General features: G+C 70.6%; 23 protein-coding genes and 2 pseudogenes. 13 read left to right on the forward strand and 12 right to left on the reverse strand.

Annotated elements, in window-relative coordinates; all coding sequences use genetic code 11:
- Positions 1-44: 44 nt before the first annotated feature.
- The 3 genes and pseudogenes from ACK5IN_RS02570 to ACK5IN_RS02580 form a co-directional block, all read right to left on the reverse strand.
- The gene (locus ACK5IN_RS02570; protein WP_416894665.1) at positions 45-1,946 is read right to left on the reverse strand and encodes an FtsX-like permease family protein; all 1,902 of its coding nucleotides are present in this window, start codon (positions 1,944-1,946) and stop codon (positions 45-47) included.
- A gap of 918 nt (positions 1,947-2,864) precedes the next feature.
- Positions 2,865-3,577, reverse strand: a pseudogene (locus ACK5IN_RS02575) (ABC transporter ATP-binding protein).
- Positions 3,574-4,185 (reverse strand): PadR family transcriptional regulator, encoded by a 612-nt coding sequence (locus tag ACK5IN_RS02580; RefSeq protein ID WP_416894666.1) that lies wholly within the window; start codon positions 4,183-4,185, stop codon positions 3,574-3,576. Before ACK5IN_RS02580 ends, ACK5IN_RS02575 begins: the two are co-directional and overlap by 4 nt.
- A 65-nt stretch (positions 4,186-4,250) precedes the next feature.
- On the opposite strand from ACK5IN_RS02580, the gene ACK5IN_RS02585 reads away from it, so the two are divergent.
- The 3 genes and pseudogenes from ACK5IN_RS02585 (at position 4,251) to ACK5IN_RS02595 (ending at position 8,579) form a co-directional block, all read left to right on the forward strand.
- Positions 4,251-4,379 carry a hypothetical protein gene (locus ACK5IN_RS02585; RefSeq protein ID WP_416894667.1) on the forward strand — a complete coding sequence of 43 codons (129 nt, stop codon included), beginning with the start codon at positions 4,251-4,253 and terminating at the stop codon, positions 4,377-4,379.
- 125 nt (positions 4,380-4,504) lie between these two features.
- Positions 4,505-7,327 (forward strand): annotated as a pseudogene (gene secA / locus ACK5IN_RS02590) (preprotein translocase subunit SecA).
- 25 nt (positions 7,328-7,352) lie between these two features.
- On the forward strand, positions 7,353-8,579 hold the full coding sequence (locus tag ACK5IN_RS02595) for a pyridoxal phosphate-dependent aminotransferase (RefSeq protein WP_416894668.1): 1,227 nt from the start codon (positions 7,353-7,355) through the stop codon (positions 8,577-8,579).
- Positions 8,580-8,592: 13 nt separating this feature from the next.
- Here the strand turns inward: ACK5IN_RS02595 and ACK5IN_RS02600 are convergent, their stop codons facing one another.
- A complete protein-coding gene (locus ACK5IN_RS02600) occupies positions 8,593-9,048 on the reverse strand; it encodes an Rv3235 family protein (protein WP_416894669.1) in 456 nt (151 codons plus the stop codon).
- A 139-nt stretch (positions 9,049-9,187) separates the two neighbouring features.
- On the opposite strand from ACK5IN_RS02600, the gene ACK5IN_RS02605 reads away from it, so the two are divergent.
- Positions 9,188-9,811 carry a hypothetical protein gene (locus ACK5IN_RS02605; protein ID WP_416894670.1) on the forward strand — a complete coding sequence of 208 codons (624 nt, stop codon included), beginning with the start codon at positions 9,188-9,190 and terminating at the stop codon, positions 9,809-9,811.
- Positions 9,812-9,823: 12 nt separating this feature from the next.
- On the opposite strand, the gene ACK5IN_RS02610 is transcribed toward ACK5IN_RS02605, so the two are convergent.
- A complete protein-coding gene (locus tag ACK5IN_RS02610; RefSeq protein WP_416894671.1) occupies positions 9,824-10,105 on the reverse strand; it encodes a helix-turn-helix domain-containing protein in 282 nt (93 codons plus the stop codon).
- 98 nt (positions 10,106-10,203) lie between these two features.
- Here ACK5IN_RS02610 and ACK5IN_RS02615 point away from each other — a divergent pair, with 98 nt between their 5' ends.
- Genes ACK5IN_RS02615 through ACK5IN_RS02625 form a run of 3 tightly spaced genes read left to right on the forward strand, consistent with a single transcriptional unit; the run spans position 10,204 to position 13,629 of the window.
- Positions 10,204-10,839: an SAF domain-containing protein gene (locus tag ACK5IN_RS02615; protein ID WP_416894672.1), complete on the forward strand. Its 636-nt coding sequence runs from the start codon at positions 10,204-10,206 to the stop codon at positions 10,837-10,839.
- The gene (locus ACK5IN_RS02620; RefSeq protein WP_416894673.1) at positions 10,836-12,158 is read left to right on the forward strand and encodes an AAA family ATPase; all 1,323 of its coding nucleotides are present in this window, start codon (positions 10,836-10,838) and stop codon (positions 12,156-12,158) included. Before ACK5IN_RS02615 ends, ACK5IN_RS02620 begins: the two co-directional genes overlap by 4 nt.
- The gene (locus tag ACK5IN_RS02625; protein WP_416894674.1) at positions 12,142-13,629 is read left to right on the forward strand and encodes a sensor histidine kinase; all 1,488 of its coding nucleotides are present in this window, start codon (positions 12,142-12,144) and stop codon (positions 13,627-13,629) included. The genes ACK5IN_RS02620 and ACK5IN_RS02625 overlap by 17 nt, the downstream gene beginning before the upstream one ends.
- Here ACK5IN_RS02625 and ACK5IN_RS02630 read toward each other — a convergent pair.
- Positions 13,626-13,874 carry a WhiB family transcriptional regulator gene (locus tag ACK5IN_RS02630; protein ID WP_416894675.1) on the reverse strand — a complete coding sequence of 83 codons (249 nt, stop codon included), beginning with the start codon at positions 13,872-13,874 and terminating at the stop codon, positions 13,626-13,628. The two genes, ACK5IN_RS02625 and ACK5IN_RS02630, sit on opposite strands and share 4 nt — an antisense overlap.
- 251 nt (positions 13,875-14,125) lie before the next feature.
- Here ACK5IN_RS02630 and ACK5IN_RS02635 point away from each other — a divergent pair, with 251 nt between their 5' ends.
- Positions 14,126-14,521 carry a histidine kinase gene (locus ACK5IN_RS02635; protein ID WP_416894676.1) on the forward strand — a complete coding sequence of 132 codons (396 nt, stop codon included), beginning with the start codon at positions 14,126-14,128 and terminating at the stop codon, positions 14,519-14,521.
- Here ACK5IN_RS02635 and bcp read toward each other — a convergent pair whose 3' ends face one another.
- From bcp to aroA, 3 genes are read right to left on the reverse strand one after another with little or no spacing between them, the layout of a single operon-like run.
- Positions 14,522-14,992, reverse strand: coding sequence for a thioredoxin-dependent thiol peroxidase (gene bcp, locus ACK5IN_RS02640; protein WP_416894677.1), 471 nt, complete (start codon positions 14,990-14,992; stop codon positions 14,522-14,524).
- Positions 14,993-15,001: 9 nt separating this feature from the next.
- A complete protein-coding gene (rsgA, locus tag ACK5IN_RS02645) occupies positions 15,002-16,054 on the reverse strand; it encodes a ribosome small subunit-dependent GTPase A (RefSeq protein ID WP_416894678.1) in 1,053 nt (350 codons plus the stop codon).
- 17 nt (positions 16,055-16,071) lie between these two features.
- Positions 16,072-17,385, reverse strand: coding sequence for a 3-phosphoshikimate 1-carboxyvinyltransferase (aroA, locus tag ACK5IN_RS02650; protein ID WP_416894679.1), 1,314 nt, complete (start codon positions 17,383-17,385; stop codon positions 16,072-16,074).
- A gap of 80 nt (positions 17,386-17,465) precedes the next feature.
- Between aroA and ACK5IN_RS02655 the strand changes: the two genes are divergently transcribed.
- Both ACK5IN_RS02655 and ACK5IN_RS02660 read left to right on the forward strand, forming a co-directional pair.
- Positions 17,466-18,137, forward strand: a complete 672-nt coding sequence (locus tag ACK5IN_RS02655) for a sigma-70 family RNA polymerase sigma factor (RefSeq protein WP_416894680.1) — start codon at positions 17,466-17,468, stop codon at positions 18,135-18,137.
- Complete coding sequence (locus ACK5IN_RS02660) at positions 18,134-18,379, forward strand: zf-HC2 domain-containing protein (protein WP_416894681.1); 246 nt, start codon at positions 18,134-18,136, stop codon at positions 18,377-18,379. The genes ACK5IN_RS02655 and ACK5IN_RS02660 overlap by 4 nt, the downstream gene beginning before the upstream one ends.
- On the opposite strand, the gene ACK5IN_RS02665 is transcribed toward ACK5IN_RS02660, so the two are convergent.
- A complete protein-coding gene (locus ACK5IN_RS02665; RefSeq protein ID WP_416894682.1) occupies positions 18,376-18,600 on the reverse strand; it encodes a Gfo/Idh/MocA family protein in 225 nt (74 codons plus the stop codon). The genes ACK5IN_RS02660 and ACK5IN_RS02665 overlap by 4 nt on opposite strands.
- 185 nt (positions 18,601-18,785) lie before the next feature.
- On the opposite strand from ACK5IN_RS02665, the gene ACK5IN_RS02670 reads away from it, so the two are divergent.
- Positions 18,786-19,646, forward strand: a complete 861-nt coding sequence (locus tag ACK5IN_RS02670) for a sulfurtransferase (protein WP_416894683.1) — start codon at positions 18,786-18,788, stop codon at positions 19,644-19,646.
- On the opposite strand, the gene hrpA is transcribed toward ACK5IN_RS02670, so the two are convergent.
- Positions 19,624-23,583: an ATP-dependent RNA helicase HrpA gene (hrpA, locus tag ACK5IN_RS02675; RefSeq protein ID WP_416894684.1), complete on the reverse strand. Its 3,960-nt coding sequence runs from the start codon at positions 23,581-23,583 to the stop codon at positions 19,624-19,626. The genes ACK5IN_RS02670 and hrpA overlap by 23 nt on opposite strands.
- Before the next feature lie 399 nt (positions 23,584-23,982).
- Here hrpA and ACK5IN_RS02680 point away from each other — a divergent pair, with 399 nt between their 5' ends.
- Together ACK5IN_RS02680 and ACK5IN_RS02685 are read left to right on the forward strand one after the other, a co-directional pair.
- Positions 23,983-24,258 (forward strand): hypothetical protein, encoded by a 276-nt coding sequence (locus ACK5IN_RS02680; RefSeq protein ID WP_416894685.1) that lies wholly within the window; start codon positions 23,983-23,985, stop codon positions 24,256-24,258.
- A gap of 35 nt (positions 24,259-24,293) precedes the next feature.
- Positions 24,294-25,133 (forward strand): aldo/keto reductase, encoded by an 840-nt coding sequence (locus ACK5IN_RS02685; protein WP_416894686.1) that lies wholly within the window; start codon positions 24,294-24,296, stop codon positions 25,131-25,133.
- 62 nt (positions 25,134-25,195) lie between these two features.
- On the opposite strand, the gene ACK5IN_RS02690 is transcribed toward ACK5IN_RS02685, so the two are convergent.
- A partial coding sequence (locus ACK5IN_RS02690; protein WP_416894687.1) for a hypothetical protein occupies positions 25,196-25,553 on the reverse strand: 358 nt, incomplete at its 5' end.

Below are 25,553 nucleotides of genomic sequence, written 5' to 3' on the forward strand. Positions count from 1 at the left end.
TCGCCGGCCGGGACTCGGGTGGGGTGGCAGTGCGCGGATGCGGCTCACGTGATCGCGGTGCGGCGGGTGAGGTCGGGATGCCGCGGGGGCACGATCCACGACACGACCGCGATCGTCAGCGGCAGGCCGAGGGCGAGGATGCCGAGCCACAGCCACGGGGTGTCTGCCAGTTGCGGCGGGTAGAAGATGTTCTGCGTCATGAGCACCGCACCCCATACCGGCAGCAGGCCCGCGATCGCGCCGGTGATGCCGCCCAGGCCCGTCACGATGAGCGCCTGCCAGAAGGCGATGCCACGCCGCAGGCCAGCGCCCGCACCCACCGCGGTGAGCGTGGCGTCGTCGGGGCGGCGCTCGACGCGCGCGAGGCCCAGGGCCACGGTGCTCGCGCCGATCACGAGCACCGAGGTCGCCGCCAGGATCAGCCACAGCCATGGGGCGGCCGCGGGCGGGCCGTTCTCGATGCCCCACCCGTAGCCGCCGTAGCCGACACTCGCATGGGAGAGATCCGCTTGGATGCGGTCGAGCACGTCGGGCCGTGCAGGCTCGGCGTAGGTCGCAATGAGCGTCGACGGGCGGGTTGTCACGCCGAGGTCGGCCGCCGTCTGCGGAGAGATCACCACGTCGTACGGGATGCGGTGGCCGAGATCCAGCAGGGCGCCAGCGACCAACTCGGTGGTCACCGGGTCGGGCGTGCCGCCGCCGAACATACCGCCGCGCAGGTCGTCGACCGTGAACACGTCGAGCTCGACCTGGCCGTCGTCGAGCCGTGCCGGGCTCGTCACGAGAGCCCCGCCCGTGCGCATCGTCGCGGCAGCGTCCCGCCCCGGATCGGCACCGAAGGCGACGGCGAGGTCAGCGGGGTCGATGACGGCCAGCCGGTAGTGGCCGTCGAGGAGCACCCGGTCGGCGGTGCGACACTCCGCCGACGGGCCCTCGTCGCAGTCCACGAACTGCTGCACGCGCGGCGAGACCACGAGCGCCCCAGACGGGGTGCCTTCGGGGTCGAACGGGTGCGGCTGGCTGAGCACCTCGGCGGTACGCAGCGGGCCGGTCGCCTCGATCGCGTCGTAAGCGGCATCGACCAGCGCCGCGGCATCGTCGTCTGACGCGCCATCGCTGTACACCGTGACATGGGTGCTGCCCAGTGGCCCCCGATACTCCCAGCCGCGCTCGACGGCGGCGGTGGTCACCCCTACCGACGCGAGTGCGACGGCGGCGAGGAACGTGCACGCGGCGATGGCACCGAAGGCGGGGACAATGCGGCCCGGGTGCGCCGCGGCATCCCTGCCGGCCAGCCGGGGCGCGAGCCCCAGCGACGAGATGCCCCGCTGGATGAGCGCAAGCAGCCAGTGCCCGCCGAGGAGCACGCCGACCTGGAACAGGACCGGGCCGCCGATCACGCCGTACAGGCATAGGGTGCGGATGGGGGAGTTGTCGAACTCTGCGGCGTTGAGGGCGGCGAGCGTGAGGCCCGACACCGCGGTCGTGGCCACGCCGACCGTGATCAGCAACGATCCCCACAGTGGGCGAGCCACGTGGGCGGCGACGGGCTTGCGGGCACCCCGCTGAGCGGCGAGCGTGTCGCCGCGCGTGGCGGCACGGGCGGGGAGAACTGCGGACGCCGTGCCCACCAGCGTCGCGAAGACCACGATGCTCACGAGCAGTGGCCACGGGACATGCAGGCCCCAGTTCGTCGAGACCGACCCGTCGCTGAACAGGGGCAGCGCGAGGGCGCCCAGTCCGATGCCCGTCGCCGTGCCGGCGACTCCGCCGATCGCCCCGAGCACGGTGCCCTGGAGCAGCACGATGTGGAACAGGTCGCGACGGTCGGCACCGACGCTCGCGGCCATGGCAAGCGGGCGCTGCTGGCGCCGGGCGCCCACCGAGAATGCGGCACCGGCCAGCAGCACGACGAGGTACCCGCAGAACAGGCGATGAGATACCACTGGCTGCTCGGGTCCATCGACTCGGTGCCCGCGCCATCGAGTTCTTCGATGAGCGTGCGTGAGTACACGATGTAGCCCTGCTGGTTGAGCGCCGTCACATCATCGGCAGTCGGAGCCCAGGCCTCGACGAACCACGTGGTCGGGCCGTCTTCCGGCACCGCGCCCGGCAGGAACAGCGCTACACGCTCGTCGGCGTCCTCGGCGCGCGCGAGCACGCCCGAAACGGTGTATGCGTCGTCGGTGTCGGCGAGGTGCACGGTGTCGCCGATCCGCGCGTCGAGTCGATCGAGCGCGCCGGGAGAGAGCGCGATCTCGCCGCTGCCGGGCGCGTGGCCGTCGAGCAGCCGCGACCACCCCGCCAGTGCGGGGTCGCCCGCATCGCCCACGTACGCCGTGAGGTCGGCGACACCGCCGGAGGTTTGCACGCGGACGCGCGACTCGGCGATCTGGAGCACGCCAGCACCGGCCGGCAGGTACGCTGCCGGGCCGTCGGTCGGCGGGGGCAGTTCGGGGTTGACCGGCATGTGGTCGGCGCCGCGTTCGACCTCCCACCACCACGGGTCGGCGAGCGCCTGCGTGCGCGACGGTCATAGCCGCCCACGACCTCGATCCAGGCATCGGTCTGGCCGAGCTCGGCGGTCAGCGTCTCGGCCCGGGTCGGCACGCGGCTCGCCCCGTACACGGCACCGGCCGACAGCAGCGCCATCGGCAGCGCTACCAGCAGCGCGACGAGCGCACTTGCGCCCTTCGCCCGCCACACCTGCCGCCGTGCCAGCCGCAGGTCGGCGCGAAGCCGCGCCCAGCGGCCGCCCGACCGTTGTGTCGAGATCAGGTGATCCGGCGCGGTCAGGCCGGAACCGGCATCCGCTGTCCTGTCTCCGCCAGAACTCCTGATCTGGGAGGTGTCGCGGATCGTCATCATGCCTTGGCCAGCAGCACGTCGGCGCTGTCGCGGTGCGTCTGGTCGACGATGCGGCCGTCGCGCAGGAACACGATGCGATCCGCCCAGGCGGCGTGCCGCGCCTCGTGGGTCACGAGGATCGCGGCGGCACCGGCATCCACACGACTGCGCAGCATCTTCAGCACCGCCTCGCCGGTCACCGAGTCGAGTGCACCGGCGGGCTCGTCGGCGAGGATGAGCCGCCTGCCGCCCACGACGGCGCGGGCGATGGCGACCCGCTGCTGCTGACCGCCCGAGAGATCGTCGGGGTAGGCGCCGAACGTGTCGTCGAGTCCCACCGACGAGAGGGCATCCCGACCCGCACGACGCGCCACCCGGGCTCGGAAGCCATCGAGCTCGAGCGGCAGCGTCACGTTCTCGAGCGCCGTGAGGGTCGGGATGAGATTGAAGTCCTGGAACACGAACCCGATCGAGCGGCGGCGCAGCTGGGCCAACTCGCGGGGGGAGGATGTCGACAGGTGTCGCCCTTCGATGAGCACCTCGCCGGTGGAGGCTTCTGCAGCCCCCCGGCGATCGACAGCAGCGTCGACTTGCCCGAGCCCGAGGCGCCCATGATGGCGGCCAGCTCGCCGTGGTCGACGGTGAGGTCGACTCCCGCGAGAGCGGAGACGGATGTCTCGCCGACGCCGTACTGCTGCGTGACGCCGACCAGGCGCAGAATCGCGGTCACCGGGTCGCCTCCGGTGCGGCGGCCACCACCGACGGGCGGCCTCGCTTGGGGTGCTGGGTGGACAGTTCGAGGGCCATCGCGTGCTGTGGGTGCAGGGCGAGACGCTGCTCGGTGTGGTCGAGCCAGCGCACCTCGGCCTCTGCCTGGAAGATCATCGAGTCGACGACGAGCGCCCACGCCAGCTCTTCGGGACCGTCGGGATTCGCCCCGGCAGACTTTGCGCGATGCAGCTCCTGCAGCTGTCGCAGTGACGAGTGACGCTGGGTCTGGATGACGTTGCTCACCTCGACGCCGGGAAGCGTCGCGGCCACCGCGAGTTTGATGGCGAGCTCGTCGCGGGTGCCCTGCCCGCGCTCGACGGGGGAGGCGAGCCACTGCGCGACCTCGTCGTGCCCGGCCTCGGTGATCTTCCAGTAGACGTGTCCCTGCTCATCCGTGTCGCCCTTCATGACGAGCCCATCGCGCTCGAGCCGGTCGAGCGTGTTGTAGATCTGGCCGACGTTGAGCGGCCACGTCGACCCCGTGCGGCGATCGAACTCGCTGCGCAGCTGATAGCCGTAGCACGGCCCTTGATCGAGAATGGCCAGCAGGCTCTGTCGCACCGACATGTGTCGCTCCTTATGCATACCGAGTAGGCTGATACTCAGTATATATATACTCGGAATAGTGCAGAGTGTCGAGCGTACGAGACGGCGTGTCGTCGGGGGTCATGCTGGGGTCGTCCGTGGTGCCGGCGATCGTCTCCGCACTGCAGCCGCGGCGGCCCGTGGCATCCATCCCGATCTATCCGCCGGCCGCCTGACGCATCCCCAGCACCCTTGCAGGGCGTGGGCCGATAACATGGATCGTCGTGCCCGCAGGTCGCCCGGTGGCATGCGTGGGATGCGGCGGACCCGCCGCACGAACAGCCCGATAGATGGAGACTCCGTGGCAAACCCCCTCGAGAAACTGCTTCGTGCCGGAGAGGGCCGTACCTTCCGCCGGCTGCAGCAGGTCGCCAAGGCCGTCAACGCCCTCGAAGAGGAGTATGCACAGCTCACCGACGAGGAGCTGCGTGGCGAGACCGCGGAGCTGCGCGCCCGCCACGACGCCGGGGAGAGCCTCGACAAGCTCATGCCCGAGGCCTTCGCCGCCGTGCGCGAAGCCGCCAAGCGCACACTCGGGCAGCGCCCGTACGACGTGCAGATCATGGGCGGTGCCGCTCTGCACCTCGGCAACATCGCCGAGATGAAGACCGGTGAGGGAAAGACACTCACCGCCACCTTCGCCGTCTACCTCAACGCGATCGCCGGCAAGGGCGTGCACGTCGTCACCGTCAACGACTACCTGGCCAGCTACCAGGCCGAGCTCATGGGCCGCGTGTACCGCGCGCTCGGCATGACGACGGGGACGATCGTGTCTGGCCAGACGCCCGAGGTGCGTCGCGAGCAGTACGGCTGCGACATCACGTACGGCACCAACAACGAGTTCGGCTTCGACTACCTGCGCGACAACATGGCGTGGCGCAAGGAAGACCTCGTCCAGCGCGAGCACTTCTTCGCGGTCGTCGACGAGGTCGACTCGATCCTCATCGACGAGGCGCGCACGCCGCTCATCATCTCCGGCCCGTCGTCGGGCGAGGCAAACCGCTGGTTCGTCGAGTTCGCCAAGATCGCCAAGACCCTCGTTCCCGGCGAGGACTATGAGGTCGATGAGAAGAAGCGCACCGTCGGCGTGCTCGAGCCGGGCATCGAGAAGGTCGAGGACTACCTCGGCATCGACAACCTCTACTAGTCGGCGAACACGCCCCTCATCTCGTTCCTGAACAACTCGATCAAGGCGCTCGCGCTGTTCAAGCGCGACACCGACTACGTGGTCATGAACGACGAGGTCATGATCGTCGATGAGCACACGGGCCGCATCCTCGTCGGCCGCCGCTACAACGAGGGCATCCATCAGGCCATCGAGGCCAAGGAGGCCGTGCCGGTCAAGGCCGAGAACCAGACTCTGGCGACCGTCACACTGCAGAACTACTTCCGCCTCTACGACACGCTCGCCGGCATGACCGGCACCGCCGACACCGAGGCCGCCGAGTTCATGTCGACGTACAAGCTCGGCGTCGTGCCCATCCCGACGAACAAGCCCATGATCCGCAAGGACCAGCCCGACCTCGTCTACAAGAACGAGCAGGCCAAGTTCGAGCAGGTCGCCGAAGACATCGTCGCGCGGCACGCACAGGGCCAGCCGGTGCTGGTCGGCACCGTGTCGGTCGAGAAGAGCGAGTACCTCTCGCGTCTGCTCGCGAAGAAGGGCATCAAGCACGAGGTCCTCAACGCGAAGAACCACGCGCGTGAGGCTGAGATCATCGCGCGCGCCGGGCGCTTCGGCGCCGTCACCGTCGCCACGAACATGGCCGGTCGTGGAACCGACATCATGCTCGGCGGCAACGCCGAGTTCCTCGCCGTGCAGGAGCTCAAGACGAAGGGGCTCGACCCGGTGGAGACACCGGAGGAGTACGAGGCGGAATGGGATTCCGTCTATGAGGCGATGCGCGAGAAGGTCGCCGTCGAGGCGGTCAAGGTCGTCGAGGCGGGCGGGCTCTACGTGCTCGGTACCGAGCGCCACGAGTCGCGGCGCATCGACAACCAGCTGCGCGGTCGGTCGGGTCGTCAGGGCGACCCGGGGGAGAGCCGTTTCTACCTGTCGTTGACGGACGACCTCATGCGCCTGTTCCAGTCGGGTGCGGCCGAGGCGATCCTGAACCGCACGAGTTTCCCCGACGACGTCGCGATCGAGTCGAAGATGGTCTCGCGCGCGATCAAGAGCGCGCAGGCCCAGGTCGAGCAGCGCAACGCCGAGATCCGCAAGAACGTGCTCAAGTACGACGACGTGCTCAACCGGCAGCGCGAGGCCATCTACGCTGACCGTCGACACATCCTGCAGGGCGACGACATCGCCGACCGGGTGCAGCACTTCGTCGAGGACGCGATCGACGGCGTCGTGGCCGACCACACCGGCAGCGGGCACACCGAGAGCTGGGACTTCGACGCCCTGTGGACCGAGCTGAAGACCCTCTACCCGGTGAGCGTGACGATCGACGAGGTCGTCGCCGACGCCGGCACCAAGGGGCGGATTACGACCGAAGGGCTCAAGCGCGAACTGCTCTCGGACGCACGCATCGCATACGAGAACCGCGAGGCCACGCTCGGCGAGGCGGCCACGCGCGAGCTGGAGCGTCGGGTCGTGCTGCAGGTGCTCGACCGTCGCTGGCGCGATCACCTCTACGAGATGGACTACCTCAAGGACGGCATCGGCCTGCGCGCAATGGCACAGCGCGACCCGCTCATCGAGTACCAGCGTGAGGGCTACCAGATGTTCCAGTCGATGATGGGGCAGATCAAGGAGGAGTCGGTCGGCTACCTCTTCAACCTCGAGGTCGAGGTGCGCGCACAGGGCGATGGCGACGCCGAAGTCGAGGCGAAGGGACTGCAGGCGGTGCCTGCGGCCCCGCAGGGACTCGAGTACTCGGCGGCCAACGACGCCGGCGAGGTCGAGGTGCGCAACGACCGCGGGCAGGTGCAGCAGGCGGCGACCAGCCGCCTGCGTCAGGCCGCTGCGGCGGCCGCTGCCGTGCCGCAGCAGGAGCCGCCGCAGGCGCCCGCCGCCCGCGGTGCGTTCGGTCAGCGAACAGATGCCCCGCAGGGGCAGCCGGCATCCCCGTCCGCCGCACTCAACCGGGCGCAGCGCCGGGCGGCCGATCGCAAGAAGTAGTGCGCACCGCCGCTAGGCTGAGCGGATGAGTCCGCCGCGCACCCTCGACCAGTCGTCGAAGCTGAAGGACGTCCTCTACGAGATCCGCGGGCAGGCCCTGGTCGAGGCCGACCGGCTCGAGGCCGACGGCCACACGATCCTGAAGCTGAACACCGGAAACCCCGCGGTGTTCGGCTTCGAGGCGCCGTTCCAGATCGTGCGCGACATGATCGCGGCCACGTCCACCGCGCACGGGTACAGCGACAGCAGGGGCATCCTCGCGGCACGGCAGGCCGTCGTGTACCGCTACGAGGAGGTACCCGGCTTCCCCGCCTTCACGCCCGACGCCGTGTATCTCGGCAACGGCGTGTCCGAGCTCATCACAATGACCATGCAGGCCCTGCTCGACGAGGGCGACGAGGTGCTCATCCCCGCCCCCGACTATCCGCTGTGGACGGCCATGACGAGCCTCGGCGGGGGCACGCCGGTGCATTACCTGTGCGACGAGACATCCGGCTGGCAGCCCGATCTCGACGACATCCGCGCGAAGGTGACCGCACGCACCAAGGCGATCGTCGTCATCAATCCCAACAACCCCACGGGTGCCGTGTACTCGCGCGAGGTGCTCGAGGGCATCGCCGGCATCGCGCGCGAGCACTCGCTGCTGCTGCTGTCGGACGAGATCTACGATCGCATCCTGTTCGACGACGCCGAGCACATCCCGACGGCGACAGTCGCACCCGACCTGCTGTGCCTGACGTTCAACGGACTGTCGAAGACGTACCGCGTCGCGGGCTACCGCTCGGGATGGCTGGTCGTCACCGGGCCCACGCATCACGCCCGCGGCTTCCTCGAGGGCATCCAACTGCTGGCCTCCACGCGCCTGTGCCCGAACGTCCCCGCACAGCACGCCGTGCAGGCGGCGCTGTCGGGGGTGCAGTCGATCGACGCGCTCGTCGCTCCCAGCGGGCGGCTGCACGAGCAGCGGGACGCCGCGTGGCAGACGCTCGAGTCGATCCCCGGAGTCTCGTGCGTCAAGCCGCAGGGCGCCCTGTACGCCTTCCCCCGGCTCGATCCGGAGGTCCACGAGATCCACGACGATGCGCGGCTCGTGTACGACTTCCTCGTCGCCGAGCACGTGCTGCTCGTGCAGGGCACGGGCTTCAACTGGCCCGACCACGATCACCTGCGCGTCGTCACGCTGCCGGAGGCACGGGTGCTCACCGAGGCGATCGAGCGGCTCGGCAACTTCCTCGCGTCCTACCGGCAGTAGGCGTCGCCACGGGCTACAGGAGCGCGAGCGACGTGCAGCGCCATCGGCTGTCCATGCCCTCCAGACGCAGCGCGACCGCGCGGGTGCGCGCGGGCGCCGAGACGATGACGACGGCCTCCACGACACCGTCGGCGGGCATCGTGCACCGCACCGACACGATGCTGTGCACCGGGCGCGCAGCGGCCACCCCGCGGGCGCTGCGGGCCCGCGTCGCGAGGTTGGCGCGGATCGCCAGGCGCCGGAAGGCATCTTCGGTGAGCCATCGTGCCAGCTGTTCGACGTGCCGCACCCCCGAGAACACCTCGAGCACTCCGCGCGTGAGGTTGCGCAGGAACGGCTCGGGGTCGGGCAGTGCCGTCGTCGAGGTGTGCTGCGGCGCGAAGTACTCGCTCAGCTGCTCGGCGCGGGAGGAGTAGCGGGCGGCGGAGTACGGGATGCGGGCGGCATTGCCCTCAGCCAGCGGTGCCATCGGTGGACCTATCTCTGAGATCGATTGGGGAGATCGATACCTGCTATCAGGGTTCTTTCAGCTTGAAGTGAATCACATCCGTGCGCTACCTGCGTGTGGGCTGTGGATAACTCGTAATGATTGTCGTTACGCGGCGTCTATGCTCGGCGAGGTGCGCTGGGAACGCTTCTTCGAAGACCTTGAGGACCAGCTCGACTCCGAGTGGGAGGCCGAGCGCGTCGCCCTGGAGACCGAGGCAGAGCGCCTGCGGCTGTCGCACGTGTCGTTGCGCGACCGGCTGGTCGCTCTCGCCGGCGAGACCGGCGACGGTGCGCACGCCCTCGAGCTCGGCGACGACACCCTCGTGCGCGGCAGGATCAGCGCGGTCGGCGTGGACTGGGCGGCGCTGCATCCCGACGGGCGCCCGGGCCTGCTGGTCGTTCCGCTGGCCGCTGTACGCACCGTCGGCGTGACTCACAGGGAGCTGCTGCGCAGCGCACGCCCCGCGGGAGAGCGCACGCGTGCGTCGCTGACCGAGCGCATGGGGCTGGGCTTCGTGCTGCGGGATGCCGCGCGTCGCCGTATCCCGGTCGAGCTGCGGCTGCGCGGAGGTCGCACCCTCACCGGCACCATAGACCGGGCGGGAGCCGATCACCTCGATCTGGCCGTGCGCGAGCCGGGATCGCCGCGTCGCACCGGCGACGTGACGGGACACCGCATGGTGCCGTTCACCGCCCTGTCGTACGTGCGGCTGGACGAGGCATCCGACCCGTCCTTCGTGTGACCGGCCGGCGTCTCAGTCGCCGTGCCGGACGGGGCCGGAACCCCACAGCTCGGGGAAGCTCGCCTCCTGCGACTGCTCCCACAGCGCTTTTCGCCGGGTCATCTCGGTCTCGTCGTCGATGTAGTCGACGATGCTCGACGCCTCGATGCGCCAGCGCGCCGGCGAGCCCAACCGGGCCCCACGCAGACGGCGTTCGGTGACCAGCGCGATGACCTCGTCGACGGAGAGGCCGAGAAGCTCCGCGGTCTGGGACGGATCGAGGTAGCGCTCGCCGAAAGCGGGAGACTCGGGCATGAGCCAATTATGGCCGGGCCCGGCGTGCGACACGCCCGTCGTGACCGGCCTGTGGATAACCCGGAGGCCGGCGACGGCGATTGCGTGACGATAGGGGCATGACCTCCCCTGAACTGGCACGCTCGCGCCCGCGCCCGCGGGCCTTCTGGGCCGATGCCCGATTCTTCCTCGGCCTGGTGTTGATCATCGCGTCGGTCGCCGGGGTATGGCTGCTCGTGACGACCTCGCGGCAGACCTCTCCCGTGTATGCGGCCGCGCGCACGATCGTACCGGGCGACATCGTGGCGGCCGACGCGCTGCGGGTCGTCGAGGTCGGTCTCGGAGTCAACGCGCCGACGTACCTGACGGCCGACGACCTCGGCGACGGACTGGTCGCCACCCGCACGATCGGGGCGGGGGAGCTCGTGCCGATCAGCGCGGTCGGGGATGCGGGCTCGGCGCGCACCACGACGGTGGTCGTGCGCAGCGCGACCGAGGTTCCCGCATCCGTGACGGCGGGAACGGTCGTCGAAGTGTGGTCGGCGCCGCCGGAAGAGCAGGGGCGGTACGGCACGCCGGCGATCCTCGTCTCCGACGCGACGGTGGCCGCAGTGACCCGTGACGACTCGATGATCGGCGGCGGATCGGCCTCGCTGGAGCTGGTGATCGCGCGGTCGGACGTCTCGGCGACGCTCGCCGCGGTCGCCGCGGATGCCGCACTGTCGGTGGTGCCTGTGGCGGGGTCGGCACCGTGATCGTCGTCGCCGTCGACGCGCCCCACGGCGAACGGCTGGTCGCCGAGCTCGCGGTCGAAGGCCATGAGTCGTTGCTGATGCCGGCCACCCAGCCGGCGGAGTCGAGCGTCACGGCGCTGTTCGGCGACGCCGATTCCGGTCCGCTGCTGGCGCGCGCGGACGCCCTCGTGCTCGCCGCGACTCGGGCGACGCTCACCCCCGCACTGGTGCACGCATGCGACCGGCACGGCGTGCGCATCGTGCCGCTGGCCGGCGATCAGGATGCCGCCGCGGCGGCATCCCTCGCCGGACTCGCCGATCCGCTTCCCCTCGATACCCCCGGCTGGCGCATCGCCGATGCGCTGGCCACGATGCCAGCGCCCGCGGCGGCCCGCGCATCCGTCGCGCCCACCCGCGGCGTCGTCCTGACCGTGTGGGGTCCGGCCGGCGCCCCCGGCCGGTCGACCGTGGCGGCGGCTCTGGCGGCAGAGCTCGCGCGCGGCGGCCGGCGGGTCGCGCTCGTCGACGCCGACGCCCACGCCCCGTCGCTGGCACTCGCACTCGGGCTCGCCGACGAGGGACCGGGTTTCGCCGCCGCGTGCCGGCAGGCCGATCGCGGGCTGCTCGATGCCGCCGAGCTCACACGCATCAGCGCGCCTCTGCACCTCGACGGCGAGACCGTGGACGTCCTGACCGGTCTGAACCGGCCCTCGCGCTGGCCCGAGCTGACCGAGTCACGGGTGACGGCGGCGCTCGAGGTCTGTCGCGACTGGGTCGACTATGCGGTGGTGGATGTCGCGGCGTCGCTGGAACGAGACGAAGAGATCGTCAGCGACCTCGACGGCCCGCGGCGCAACGGCGCAACCCTCGCCGCACTCCGCGCCGCCGACGCCGTCGTCGCGGTACTGTCGTGCGACCCGGTCGGGGCCGCGCGCTTCGTGCGCGGATACGCCGAACTGCGGGCGACCGTCGGGGCCACCCCCATCGCGGTCGTGGCGAACCGGCTGCGCCCCGGGGCCCTGGGGATCGACCCGCGCGGCCAGGTGCGTCGCACCCTCGACCGCTTCGCGGGCATCGGCGACGTCTCGTTCCTGCCGCTGGACGCCCGGGCGGCCGATGCCGCACTGCTGGCGGCCCGGCCGCTGGCCGAGGTCGCACCGCGCTCGCCGTTCACGCTCGCCGTGCGGCGACTGGCCGCCACGCTGCTCGGCCTGCTGCCGCACGGCGGTGGCGAGGCCGCACAGGCGCCGCAGGCATCCCGCCCCACACGGCGCTCGCGGCGCCGGCGCAAGACGGGTGCACGCCGTCCCGTAGGCTGGACGCGTGTCGACCCTCAGTGATCTCGTCTACGCACAGGGGCGTTCGAGCGAGGCCGACGTCGAATGGCTGCATCGTCTGGTGGGCGACGGCCAACTGCTGGCCGATCTCGCATTCGCCGACGTCGTGATCTGGGTGCCCACGCCCGACGACTCGTTCGTCGCAGTCGCCCATACGCGGCCGAGCGGCGCGGCGACGCTGTTCTACCGCGACATCGTGGGCGACCCGGTGCGCCCGCAGTGGCGCACGCAGATCCGCGACGCTTTCCGCGACGCGCGCATCGTCGACTCGGCGTCGCCGGACTGGTTCGAGGAGACGCCCACGCGCGTGCGAGCCGTGCCTATCGTGCGCACACCCGCTACGGCCGACGCCCCGGCTCAGGCGATCGGCGTGCTGACCCGGCACACGAACCTCGGCGAGGTGCGTACGCCGAGCAGACAGCAGATGACGTTCAACGACTGCGCCGACGACCTGTTCCAGATGATGGCGTCGGGCGGGTTCCCCGACCTGAACGCGCCCACGTCGCCGCGCCGCGGTGCGCCGCGCGCGTCGGACGGCCTCATCCGCGTGGACGTCGACGGCATGGTCACCTTCGTCAGCCCGAACGCGCTCTCGGCGTTCGGGCGCATGGGCTTCGACGACGAGCTCGAGGGCCAGTCGCTGGTGGAGGTCATCACTCGCATCCTGCCCGACAAGCAGCAGTTCGACGAGACCCTTCCCGTCGTGGCCACGGGTCGGGCGCCGTGGCGCACCGACATGGAGGCGCGCGGCGTCGCGCTGTCGCTGCGGGCGATTCCGCTGCGCGAGAACGGCGCACGGGCCGGCGCGATCGTGCTGTGCCGCGACGTCACCGAGATCCGCCACCAGGAGCAGGAGCTCATCACCAAGGATGCGACGATCCGCGAGATCCACCACCGCGTCAAGAACAACCTGCAGACGGTCGCATCGCTGCTGCGCATCCAGGCGCGGCGCACGTACTCGGACGAGGCGCGCGAAGCACTGACGCACGCGATGCGGCGGGTGTCGGCGATCGCCGTGGTGCACGACACGCTCTCGGAGGGGCTCGCGCAGAACGTCGACTTCGACGAGGTGTTCGACCGGGTGCTCAAGCTCGTCGCCGAGGTCGCCGCCGCCCCCAACACGCGCGCACAGACTCACAAGACGGGCTTGTTCGGCACGCTCCCGAGCGAGTATGCCACGCCGCTCGCGCTCGCGCTGACCGAGCTGGTGACCAACGCGGTCGAGCACGGCCTGGCAGGCAAGGAGGGCACCGTCGAGATCGTCGCCGACCGTAACGACGAGCGCCTGCAGGTGCACGTGCGCGACAGTGGCATCGGCCTGCCGGAGGGGCACGTGGGCCGCGGCCTGGGCACGCAGATCGTGCGCACCCTCATTCAGGGCGAGCTGAGCGGCACCATCGACTGGCACACGATCATGGGCAGCGGCACGGAAGTGACCATCGACATCCCGCTGCGCTACATCGACCGCGCCTAGCCGGCGCGGCGGGCGCGGGCGGCGCGGCGCTTGAGCGCGCGGCGCTCGTCCTCGGAGAGACCGCCCCAGACCCCCGAGTCCTGGTTGGTCTCGAGTGCGTACTGCAGGCACACCTCGGTGACGGTGCACTGCGCGCAGACCGCCTTGGCCTTCTCGATCTGATCGACGGCGGGCCCGGTGTTCCCCACGGGGAAGAACAGTTCGGGGTCGACGGTGAGGCAGGCCGCTCGGTCGCGCCAATCCATGGTGATGCTCCTTGTTGCTCGAGCGGTCAGCGAGTGCTGGGCCGCCCCGGGGTCGGGTACCCTGTGTGAGTCGCGAGCAGAACGCTCGCCCCACGCCGCTGTGGGAGCACACGGCCTCAGCAATGCTGTCATGGACCGGCCGGTGAATCAAGGGTTTCCAACAAGTGAATCCCGAATTTTGCTGTGTTTTCACCGAGTGTCTTGGAGGACTCCTACACATGACCGACGATACGACGGGCGACCGATCGCGGATGACCACAAAGGTCTTCTCGCGAGTAGCGGCGACCCTGATCGCGCTCGAGGCGCTCGGGCTGCTCGCCCTTGGCGGCTGGGAGGTCGTCGCCCTCGTCCGCGGCGACACGACCTCGCTGGTGAGCTCGATCGCGCTGCTGGTGCTCACCGTCGTCGGGGCGATCATCGTCGCGGCGCTCGCGGCAGGCATCCTGCGCGGCCGCTCGTGGGCGCGCTCGGGGGGCGTCGTCGCTCAGTTGCTGCTGCTGGCCGTCGCGCTGGGGGCGGCGACCGGGCAGTACGCGCACCCGACCACCGGTCTGCTGTTGGCCGTCCCCGCGGTCGTGTGCCTCGTGCTGCTGTTCTTCGCCGCGCGCCGCGCCGCGCGTGAGCGCGGCGAAGACGAGGATCGCTGATCAGGCGTCGACGCCGAGCAGCGTGCGCAGCCGCGCGACATGCCCGGTGGCCTTGACGTTGTACAGCACCTGCGTGACGCGGCCGTCCTCGTCGACGATGACGGTGGAGCGCAGCACACCGGTGGTGAGCTTGCCGTAGTTCATCTTCTCACCCCAGGCACCGTAGGCCTCGTGCACGGCGTGGTCGGGGTCGCTCAGCAGCGGGAACGCGAGCTCGTCGCGCTCGGCGAACTTCTTGAGTTTCGCCGGCTCGTCCCGCGAGATGCCGACCACGGTGTATCCGGCGCCCTGCAGCGATCCCATGCTGTCGCGGAAGTCGCACGCCTGCGTCGTGCAGCCCGGGGTCATCGCGGCGGGATAGAAGTAGACGATCACTTTGCGGCCGCGCAGATCGTGCAGCGACACGGGGTTGCCGTCCTGGTCGTCGAGGGTGAAGTCGGGGGCGAGGTCTCCGGGTTCGAGCTGAGTCACGTCTCCACCCTAACGATGCTCGTCGAGACCGGCGAACGTGGTCAGCAGACGCTGCAGCGAGTCGAGGCGCGCCTCGGCGCTCACGTCGAGCCGCCCCTCCTCGTGCGCTTCGACCAGGGTGCAGTCGGGGGCGTCCGGCAGGTGCGTGCAGCCGCGGGGGCACTCCTTCGCGATCTCGGCGAGGTCGGTGAACGACCTCAGGATGTTCGTCGGGTCGATGTGGCCCAGACCGAACGATCTCACCCCCGGGGTGTCGATGACCCAGCCGCGACCGCGCGGGCCGACATAGCGCAGCGACACCGTCGAGCTGGAGGTGTGCCTGCCGCGGCCGGTGACGACGTTGACGTGGCCGGTCGCACGGCGCGCTTCGGGGACGAGCGCGTTCACGAGCGTCGACTTGCCCACACCAGAGTGCCCGACGAACACCGTCGCGTGCCCCGCGATGGCACCGCCGATGCGCTCCAGCGGCATGTCGTTGTGCGCGCTGGTGAACACCTCCAGGTCGAGGCCGTCGAAGTGGTGCAGGAACGCGGCCGGGTCCGCGAGATCGGTCTTGGTGACGACGAGAAGAGGACGGATGCCGGCATCCAGCGCGGCGACGAGGTACCTGTCGACAAGCCGCGTGCGCGGTTCGGGGTCGGCCGCAGCGACGACGATGAGCATCTGATCGGCGTTGGCGACGATGATGCGCTCGACCAGGTCGGTGTCGTCGGCGCTGCGCCGCAGCAGCGACGTGCGCCGCTCGATCCCGACGATGCGCGCGAGCGTGCCCGGTGCGCCGCTCGTGTCACCGACGACGCGCACGCGGTCACCGGTGACGACGGGTGTCTTGCGCAGCTCACGCGCCCGCATCGCCACCGCGTCGTGCTCGTCGGGGCCGTCTTCGTCGATGAGCACCGTGTAGCGTCCCCGGTCCACGCCCAACACGCGGGCGACACGCGCGTCATCGTGCGCGGGTCGGCGCTTCGTGCGCGGGCGGTTCGCCTTCGGGTTCGGGCGCACGCGGACATCGGCCTCGTCAAACTCCGGTTCGTCGTCATCGAGGTCGTCGAGCCAGCTCACGGGTGCGATCGCGTCCTTCAGGCCGCAGCATCCGATGCTCCTGCGAGCATCTGCGCCCACAGGCCGGGGAACTGCGGCATGGTCTTCGCCGTCGTACCGATGTCGTCGATGCGCACGCCGTCGACGGCCAGGCCGATGAGGGCGCCCGTCGTCGCCATGCGGTGATCGTGGTGGGTGTGCCAGAGGCCGCCGCGCAGCGGCCGGGGGACGACACGGATGCCGTCCTCGAGCTCGTGCGCTTCGCCGCCGAGTCCGCGCAGTTCGCGGATCAGCGCCGCGATGCGGTCGGTCTCGTGCCGGCGGATGTGCCCGATGCCGTGGAACGTCGACGGCGCGTCGGCGAGCGCGGCCAGCCCGACCAGCGTGGGGGCGAGCTCGCCGGCGGCGGAGAGGTCGAGGTCGACACCCTGGATGCCTGCGCCGCCCGTGACCGTGAGCGCACCGCCGCGGCGGCCGACCTTCGCGCCCATGACGACGAGGATGTCGGTCAGCAACGCGCCGGGCTGAGTCGAGTGGGCCGGCCAGTCGGTGATGGTCACCGCGCCGCCGGCCACCATCGCCGCCGCGAGGAACGGCGCCGCGTTCGACAGGTCGGGCTCGATCGCGATGTCCTTCGCGCGGATCGGGCCGGCGGCCACCACCCACTCGTTCGCGGCCGGTCGCTCCACGTGTACGCCGCGGCGCGACAGCGCCTCGATGGTCATGTCGATGTGCGGAAGGCTCGGCAGCCGGTCGCCGGTGTGCACGAGGTGCAGACCGACGTCGAAGCGCGGCGCTGCCAGCAGCAGCGCGGAGACGAACTGGCTCGACATCGACGCGTCGATCTCGACCGCACCGCCGCGGATCTGGCCGTGCCCGCGCACGGTGAACGGCAGAGCCCAGTTGCCGCCGTCGTCGACGTCGACGCCGAGGTCGCGCAGCGCCTTGATGAGCTCGCCCATCGGCCGGTGCAGTGCCGTCTCGTGGGCCGTCAGCACGACGTCGCCGCGGGCCAGGCCTGCCAGCAGCGCGACGAAGCGCATGACGGTGCCGGCCTGCCCGCAGTCGACGGTGACGCCGCCGGTGAAGACGGACGGGGGCGTGATGACCAGGTCGTCGTCATCGGTCGTGACGACGTCGACGCCCAGCAGCCGCAGCGCATCGGACATGCGGTCGGAGTCGTCCGACCGCAGCGGGGAGCGCAGCACACCCGGCCCGTCGGCGAGGGCGGCGAGGATGAGCTCGCGGTTGGTCAGTGACTTCGACCCGGGCACGGTCAGGGTCGCCCGCAGCGCTTCGTGTGCAGTGGGAGCAGGCCAGTCACTGGCGGGGGAATACCGGGCGGCAGTCATCGGGTTCTACCCTAGTGAACCCCGTGCGCGGGAGCATCGCGTGGGGTGTGCGGCGCAGCCGCGTGCGAGGAGGGAGCCGGATGACTGCGGTACTGGATCGGCCGACCTTAGACTGGGCGGCGATGACTGACGACGCACTCGACGCGCCGCCCGCCGATCCCGCCGTTCGCGCGCGCGGAGAGTTCGAGGAGCAGGCGCTGCCGTTCATGGACCAGCTGTACGGTGCGGCGATGCGCATGACGCGCAACCAGGCCGACGCCGCCGACCTCGTGCAGGAGACGTTCCTGAAGGCGTTCGCCTCGTGGCACACCTTCACCCAGGGTACGAACCTGAAGGCGTGGCTGTACCGCATCCTGACCAACACGTACATCAACACGTATCGCAAGAAGCAGCGCGAACCCTACCAGGGCACGATCGACGAGCTGGAGGACTGGCAGATGGGCGGCGCAGAGTCGACCACCGCCACCAGCAGCCGATCCGCCGAGGCCGAGGCGATCGACCACATGCCCGCCTCTGTCGTCAAGGACGCGCTGCAGGCCCTGCCAGAGGACTTCCGCCTTGCGGTGTACCTCGCCGATGTCGAGGGCTTCGCCTACCAGGAGATCGCGGACATCATGAAGACCCCCATCGGCACGGTCATGAGCCGCCTGCACCGCGGCAGGCGCATGCTTCGTGAGTTGCTGGCCGAGTATGCGCAGGAGCGGGGCATCATCTCCGCCGCCGCGCCGGAACGCCCGAGGAGCAGGAAATGAGCGACTGCGGTTGCGAGAAGGCCAGGAAAGACCTGGAGGAGTATCTGCGCAGGGAGATCTGCAGCACGGAGCACTCTGACATCCGCGAGCACCTGGACAACTGTCCCGAGTGCCGCGACGAGGCGCTGGTGGCCAGCACCCTCACCGAGGTCGTCGCGCGCGCGTGCAAGGAGACGGCGCCCGCCGAGCTTCGGACGCAGGTGCTCGTGCAGCTGCGCAAGGTTCAGGCCACGCATCACTAGAGTCCCTCACTGGGGTAACGCAGCCCGATCCGGCGACGCACCGCCTCCATCGTCAGCAGCCCGCGTTCGGCGGCGGCATCGTGCACCCTGGCTGCCTCGGCGGCGTTGAGTGCGAACGGCTTCTCGACGAGCGCGTGTTTGCCCGCCTCGGGCGCGAGGATCGCGTTGTCCGCGTGCAGGGGGTGCGGGGTCGAGACGTAGACGATGTCGGGATCGGCCACGAGGTCTTCGTGTGAGCCGTGTGCGCGGGGGAATACCTCCGTGGCGATGCGCTCGAGCTCTTCCCCGAACGGTGACGACTGCATGAGCAGCAGCGATTCGCCGGCATCCGCATACTCCCGGAGTGTCGCCGTGTGTACGTGCGTTACGTCGCATGATGCGCCCGTCGCCGGGGCAGGATGGGGGGATGCAGCACTTCGTCTCCGTCGCCGAGCTCGCCCGCCTGGTCGCCGCGAGCCCGCCCCCGAGGCTCCTCGACGTGCGCTGGTCGCTCGCCGAGCCCGATGGGCACGCCGCCCATCTCGACGGGCATCTGCCGGGTGCCGTGTGGGTCGACCTCGAGCACGAGCTGTCGCGCCACGGCCGCCCCGACGAGGGGCGGCATCCCCTTCCCGCGACGACGGACCTTCAGTCCGCCGCCCGGCGCTGGGGCCTCGACGACGGCGATGTCGTCGTCGCGTACGACGATGCGAACGGGGTGGCTGCTGCGCGGGCCTGGTGGCTGCTGCGCCGTGCCGGCATCGAGGTGCGTGTGCTCGACGGCGGACTCGCCGCATGGCGGGCCGCCGGGCTGCCGGTCGAGGCTGGCGAGGTCACACCCGCTCCGGGCTCGGTGACGCTGACCGACGCGACCGCCGGCACGCTCGACATCGATCAGGCGGCGGCGTTCCCGGCAGCGGGAGTGCTCATCGATGCGCGCACCGCCGAGCGCTTCCGAGGCGATATCGAACCGATCGATCCGATCCCCGGACACATCCCGGGAGCCGTCAACGTGCCGTTGACCGCGCTCGTGGACGACACCGGAAGAGTGCGGGACGCCGCAGCACTGAGCGCCGCGTTCGCCCGGGTCGGCGCGAGGCCGGGCGTGCCCGTCGCGGCGTACTGCGGCTCGGGCGTCACCGCCGCGCACACGGCGCTGGTGCTCGCCGAGCTGGGCATCGACGCGGCGATCTATCCGGGCTCGTGGAGCGCGTGGTCGAACACGCCGGGGCGGCCCGTCGCCGTGGGCGACGACCGACGGCGAATCAGGCGGCGAGCGCTTTCGTGATGCGCTGCAGCGACACGGGCTCTGCGGTCCCGAGGCGCTGCGCGAACAGGCTGATGCGGTACTCCTCCAGCAGCCAGCGCGCGTGTACGAGCGCGGCGGGCGTCCCGGCCTCGGGCGGCAGCTTCCCACCGGCCTCGGCGTAGGCGGCTGCGGCGCGCTCGAACTCCGTGAGCCGGGCGCGGTCGCGTCCGGCATCGTCGGCGAGCCCCTGCAGGCGCACGAGCATGCCCTCGAGGTAGCGCTCATAGTGCGCCAGCCGGGCGATGCCGGTGTGTGAGACGAATCCGGGGAACAGCAGGCCGGCGAGCTGCCCGCGCAGGTCTCCGAGCGGGCCCAGCAGCGCCATGCTGGTCTGCTGCTTCAGCGCACGCTCGACATCGCGCACCCGGGCGAGGATCTTCGCCGTGAGCGACACCGTCGCGAAGAGATCGTCGACGACCGCCGCGGCGAACGCATCGCGGATCATCTCGAACCGTGCCTGTGTGCGCACGACGGCGTCGGGTGCGACCCTGCGGATGACCACGTCCGCCACCGCCGTGCGGGCGTCTTCGACCAGCGCCTTCGCGCTCTGGTACGGCGAGGTCGCCAGCGCGAGCTTCTCGGCGGCGGTGAGGTGCTCAAGCACGTATGCGCCCGGCGAGGGCGTGGACAGCAAGACCAGACGACGGATGCCTGCGGCCCACGCCGCACGCGCGGAGTCGGGTGTGGCCTCGATCCGCAGCGCCACCGACGAGCCCTCGTCGACGAGGGCCGGGTAGCCGCGCACGACGCCTCCGGCGACGCGTGTGTCGACGACCTCGGGGAGGTCGCCGACGTCCCAGGTGGTGAGCCCGGTGCGCTCGGTGAAACCGCCGCGTTTCGTCCCGCTCGCTCGCTCCACGACCGATGGTCGGGGTCGATCCCGGTCCGCGAGCGAGCCAGGGGTCGCCGAGACCGTACGGCTCACGGCATCGCGGGAGCGGTCGCCCAGGCGCTGCTGCAGCGCGGCGAGGTCGCGGTCGGAGCCGGCGGCGCGCCCCCGCTGGTCGACAGCGCGGAACGACATGCGCAGGTGGCCGGGGACACGCTCCATGTCGAAATCGCCCGCCGTGACGGGCTGGTTCGCGAAGCGCTGGATGTGGCCGGCGAGCGCCGCGCGCAGACTCTGTGCGGGCAGCCCGTCGTGGGATTCCGGCCCCTGGCCGTCGAGCTCGTCGGCGAGCTTCGCGGCCCAGTCGGCGGCGGGCACGACATGCCGGCGGATCGCTTTAGGCAACGCCCGGAGGAGCCCCGCGATCAGCTCGTCGCGGAAGCCCGGCACCTGCCAGTCGAACCCGTCGGGGTGCAGTTGGGCGAGCAGGGCGAGCGGCACGATGACTGTGACACCGTCGTCGGGAGCGCCCGGCTCGAAGCGGTAGGCGAGCGTGAGCACCCGGTCGCCCTGGTGCCAGCGCATCGGGAAGTCGTCGCCCCTCGCCAGGCTTGGAGAGTGGGGGTCGCCTCCGAGCAGATCGGCCTCGGACAGGTCGAGCAGCCGTGGCGTGCGCTGCGAGGCATCGCGCCACCACGTCTCGAACGAACGCACGTCGAACACGTCGGCCGGGATGCGGGCGTCGTAGAACGCGACGATGGTCTCGTCGCCGGCCAGGATGTCCCGGCGGCGCTCGCGCTCTTCGATCCTCTCAAGCCGGCGGCGCAGCTCAAGGTTGCGTCGGGCGAACGCGGTGAGGTGCGTGTCTCCTCCGCGCTGCCCGCTGTCCTGCCTCCGCTCCCTACCAGCCTGCCTCCGTTCCCCGAGTCTGCCGAGTGGCCACTCCTCGTCGACGAGCGCGTGCCGGATGAACAGCTCACGGGCCAGCGGCCGGTCGATGCGGGCGAGCTGCACCCGCCGACGGGGGATGATCTCGACACCGAACAGCGTGACCTTCTCGGCGGCGACGGCGGCACCGGCATCCTTCGACCAGTGCGGGTCGCTCAGCTGCCGTTTCGCGAGGTCTGCGGCCAGCGGCTCGGCCCAGGCCGGGTCGATCGCGGCGACGGTGCGGGCGAACAGTCGGGATGTCTCGACCAGTTCGGCTGCCATGACCGCCTGCGGCCGCTTCTTGCGCAGCCCCGATCCGGGGAAGATCGCGAACCGCGTCCCGCGCGCCCCGAGGTACTCTGCCGCTCCCGCTCCCCGCGCCGCCGCTGCTCCCCGAGCCGCTGCTGCTCCCCGCGCCGCTGCTGCTCCCCGCGCCTGTCGAGGGGCGCTCACCGTTCGTGTGTCGACGACCCCGATGTGCGAGAGCAGGCCGGCCAGGATCGCCTTGTGGATCGCGTCAGCATCCTTCGCCTCGTCGGACGTGTGAGGTGTCTTGCCGAGGAGCGACCGCAGCTGACGGTGCACGTCGAACCACTCGCGCACCCGCACGTAGTTGAGGAACTCTGCCCGGCACAGGCGGCGGAACGCGCTGGAGCCGAGCTCGCGCTGCTGCTCCTGCAGGTGGTTCCACAGGTTCAGGATGCTGAGGAAGTCACTGGTCGGGTCGCGAAACCGGGCGTGCGAAGCATCCGCCTGCTCGCGCCGGTCCTCCGGGCGCTCGCGGACGTCCTGGATCGACAGGCCGGCGACGATCGCCATCACCTCGGGGAGCACGCCGGTGCGCCGCGCCTCGATGAGCATGCGTGCGAAACGGGGGTCGATCGGCAGGCGGGAGAGCTCGCGGCCGAGGGATGTCAGCGTGCCGCCGGTCACCGCGCCGAGCTCGGTGAGCAGGTCGAGGGCGGAGCGCACGCCGCGGGAGTCGGGGGGAGTGAGGACGGGGAACGAGGCGATGTCGCCGAAGCCGAGCGACAGCATCTGCAGGATCACCGATGCGAGGCTCGTGCGCAGGATCTCGGGCTCGGTGTACGCAGGGCGCTTGTCGAAATCGTCCTCGGCGTACAGGCGGATCGCGATACCCGGGGCCGTGCGCCCGGCACGCCCGGAGCGCTGCTGGGCGGATGCCTGTGAGATCACCTCGATCGGCAGACGCTGCACCTTGCTGCGGTTGCTGTACCGCGAGATGCGTGCCGTGCCCGTGTCGATCACATACCGGATGCCGGACACCGTGAGGCTCGTCTCGGCGACATTGGTGGCGAGGATCACGCGCCGGCGTACACCCGCCACCCGCGACTTCTCGAACACCCGGTGCTGTTCGGCGGCGCTGAGCCGCCCGTACAGCGGCAGCACCTCGGTGGGGGCGACGTCTTTCGCGTACATGCCGCGCGCGGCATCCATCGCGTCTCTGATCTCGGCCTCACCCGGCAGGAACACGAGCACATCGCCGGGGGCCTCGCCGTCGAGCTCGCGCAGCGCCGCGACGATGCCGTCGACGTCGTCATCGGCGGCCGGCACGCGGTACCGGATCTCGACCGGGTACGTGCGCCCCGAGACTTCGACGATCGGCGCGTCGAAGTGCTTCGCGAAGCTCTCGGGGTCGATCGTGGCCGAGGTGATGACGACCTTGAGGTCGGGCCGCTTCGGGAGGATCCGCGTGAGGTAGCCGAGGAGGAAGTCGACGTTCAGCGACCGCTCGTGCGCCTCGTCGATGATGATCGTGTCGTACCGCCGCAGCAGCCGGTCGCGGTGGATCTCGTTCAGCAGGATGCCGTCGGTCATCAGTGCGACCCGCGTGTCGGGCGAGACCTTGTCGGTGAAGCGCACCTTGTACCCGACGGTCGACCCCAGCGGCACCTGCAGCTCTTCGGCGATGCGCTCGGCGATGGTGCGTGCCGCGATGCGGCGCGGCTGCGTGTGCGCGATGCGAGTGCGGCCGAGCTCGAGGCAGATCTTCGGCAGCTGGGTGGTCTTGCCCGAGCCGGTCGCTCCCGCGACGATCACGACCTGGTTCTCGGCGATGGCGCGCGCCAGCTCGTCCCGCGCGGCGCTGACGGGCAGCTCCGGGGGATAGGCGATGACGGGTTCTGGCGCAGACACAGCCTTCGATCGTAACGCTCCGACCGCGTCATCCGATGCGATCTCGCCAATCACTTGTCTCAGAAAAGTAGTTCGCTCTGCAAAGTAGGCATGACCGGCACACGGCAACGCCCACAGCCGGCACCGTCCGATGCTGTCGCTGTAGCAGGGACTGCGCCGGCCCTCGTCGGGCAGGGTGCAGCTGTTGATCGGCACCATGGTGTTCCCTGCGCTGGCGCTGCTGTTCTTCGTCGTCTCGCAGCGGGTGGTCGCCGACGATCCGGTCTTCGCGACGCAGGCGGTCATCGCCGTCGGGGCCTTCGTCACGGCCGCAGAGGCATCGGCGCTGCGCATCGGCGCCGGGGTCGTCGCGCTCGGGGTCTCGGCGCTGCCGTTCATGCTCATCGGCTACGCCATGCCATGCCATGCAAGGCGGCGATCGCCGTCATCCAGATCGTCACGTTCGCCCTCGCGTTCATCGGCGGGCTGTTCCTGCCGCCGATCATGTTCGCCGACTGGCTCGATGCGATCTCGCGCGTCACGCCCTCGCGGCAGGCGCGCGAGTTCGTCATCTGGGCGGTCGAGGGCAGCACGCTCGAGCGTTGGGTGTGGGTCGGCATCATCGTGTGGATCGCCCTGTCGCTGGCCTGCGCGCTCGTGCTGTTCCGCCGCGACGACGGCCGGTGCTGCCGGTGATGCACGCGCCGGCGAGGCCTTTTAGGCTGGATGTCATGCCTCAGATCCCGAACATCACGCTCAACGACGGTCGCACGATCCCGCAACTCGGCTACGGCGTCTTCAAGGTGGCGCCAGCCGAGACCGAGCGGGCGGTGAGCGAGGCGCTCGAGACCGGCTACCGGCACATCGACACTGCCGCCATCTACGGCAACGAGGAGGGCGTGGGGGCTGCGATCGCCGCGAGCGGCATCCCGCGCGACGAGCTGTTCGTCACGACCAAGCTGTGGAACGACCGGCACGACGGCGACGAGCCCGACGCCGCGATCGCAGAGAGCCTCGAGAAGCTCGGCCTCGATCGTGTCGACCTGTACCTCGTGCACTGGCCGACCCCCGCGAAGGACAACTACGTGCACGCGTGGGAGAAGCTCATCGGCATCCGCGAGCGAGGCCTGGCGACGAGCATCGGCGTGTCGAACTTCCTCGTGCCGCATCTGGAGAAGATCGTGGCCGCGACCGGCGTCGTGCCCGTCGTCGACCAGATCGAGTTGCACCCCGCGCACCAGCAGCGGACGGTCACCGAGTGGGCGGCGGCGCACGACATCCGCATCGAGGCGTGGGGTCCGCTCGGGCAGGGTAAGTACGACCTGTTCGGCGTGCCCGTCGTGGCGGAGGCGGCATCGGCGCACGGCGTCACCCCCGCGCAGGCCGTCATCCGCTGGCACCTGCAGAAGGGGCACATCGTGTTCCCCAAGTCGGTGCGCCGCGAGCGGCTGCAGGAGAACATCGACGTGCTCGGCTTCACGCTGACCGACGCCGAGCTTGCGGCGATCGACGCGCTCGACCACACGGACGGGTCGGGCCGCGTCAGCTCGCACCCCGACGAGGTCAACTGACCCGGCCGGACCTGATCGTGTGCAAGGCTTCCGCATTCCGGTCCGTGGTCGCCGGGGAGGCCTCACTCCTTGTCAGCCTCAGGCACCCGGTGGCGCTCGACCGGCGACCGGCCGGCGGTCATCGCGTTCGAAGAGGGCGAGCACGCCGACCCGCTCCTCGTCGGCGACGATGCTCTCGCCGATGACGCGAAACTGATGCGGCGGGTGCCGCGCTTGTTCTCGTACGATGTCGACGACGCGCCCACGGACCCGGGCATCCGCCGGAACTCCGCCGGAACCTCGTCGACCTCCCGCTCGCCGAGCGGTAGGAGGCCGTTGCGGCGGTGCAGCGAGAGTTCGCCGTCTTCGCCGACCACACGCCCCCGCGGGATGGCCGAGCCGACGGAGGCCCCGTGTGACGCTCCGTATCGCGCGAGAAGA

It is taken from the genome of Microbacterium sp. (assembly GCF_047971895.1).
Classification (GTDB): domain Bacteria; phylum Actinomycetota; class Actinomycetes; order Actinomycetales; family Microbacteriaceae; genus Microbacterium.

Bases quoted from the DNA above. Each gene is read 5' to 3' on its own strand.
- aroA (WP_416894679.1), bottom strand. From the start codon at position 17,385: ATGACTGCCGCCCGGTATTCCCCCGCCAGTGACTGGCCTGCTCCCACT.
- ACK5IN_RS02610 (WP_416894671.1), bottom strand. From the start codon at position 10,105: ATGCCCGAGTCTCCCGCTTTCGGCGAGCGCTACCTCGATCCGTCCCAG.
- ACK5IN_RS02595 (WP_416894668.1), top strand. From the start codon at position 7,353: ATGAGTCCGCCGCGCACCCTCGACCAGTCGTCGAAGCTGAAGGACGTC.
- ACK5IN_RS02635 (WP_416894676.1), top strand. From the start codon at position 14,126: ATGACCACAAAGGTCTTCTCGCGAGTAGCGGCGACCCTGATCGCGCTC.
- ACK5IN_RS02605 (WP_416894670.1), top strand. From the start codon at position 9,188: ATGCTCGGCGAGGTGCGCTGGGAACGCTTCTTCGAAGACCTTGAGGAC.
- ACK5IN_RS02670 (WP_416894683.1), top strand. From the start codon at position 18,786: ATGCAGCACTTCGTCTCCGTCGCCGAGCTCGCCCGCCTGGTCGCCGCG.
- ACK5IN_RS02655 (WP_416894680.1), top strand. From the start codon at position 17,466: ATGACTGCGGTACTGGATCGGCCGACCTTAGACTGGGCGGCGATGACT.
- ACK5IN_RS02660 (WP_416894681.1), top strand. From the start codon at position 18,134: ATGAGCGACTGCGGTTGCGAGAAGGCCAGGAAAGACCTGGAGGAGTAT.
- ACK5IN_RS02615 (WP_416894672.1), top strand. From the start codon at position 10,204: ATGACCTCCCCTGAACTGGCACGCTCGCGCCCGCGCCCGCGGGCCTTC.
- ACK5IN_RS02580 (WP_416894666.1), bottom strand. From the start codon at position 4,185: ATGTCGGTGCGACAGAGCCTGCTGGCCATTCTCGATCAAGGGCCGTGC.
- ACK5IN_RS02680 (WP_416894685.1), top strand. From the start codon at position 23,983: ATGCCATGCAAGGCGGCGATCGCCGTCATCCAGATCGTCACGTTCGCC.
- ACK5IN_RS02685 (WP_416894686.1), top strand. From the start codon at position 24,294: ATGCCTCAGATCCCGAACATCACGCTCAACGACGGTCGCACGATCCCG.
- ACK5IN_RS02600 (WP_416894669.1), bottom strand. From the start codon at position 9,048: ATGGCACCGCTGGCTGAGGGCAATGCCGCCCGCATCCCGTACTCCGCC.
- ACK5IN_RS02630 (WP_416894675.1), bottom strand. From the start codon at position 13,874: ATGGATTGGCGCGACCGAGCGGCCTGCCTCACCGTCGACCCCGAACTG.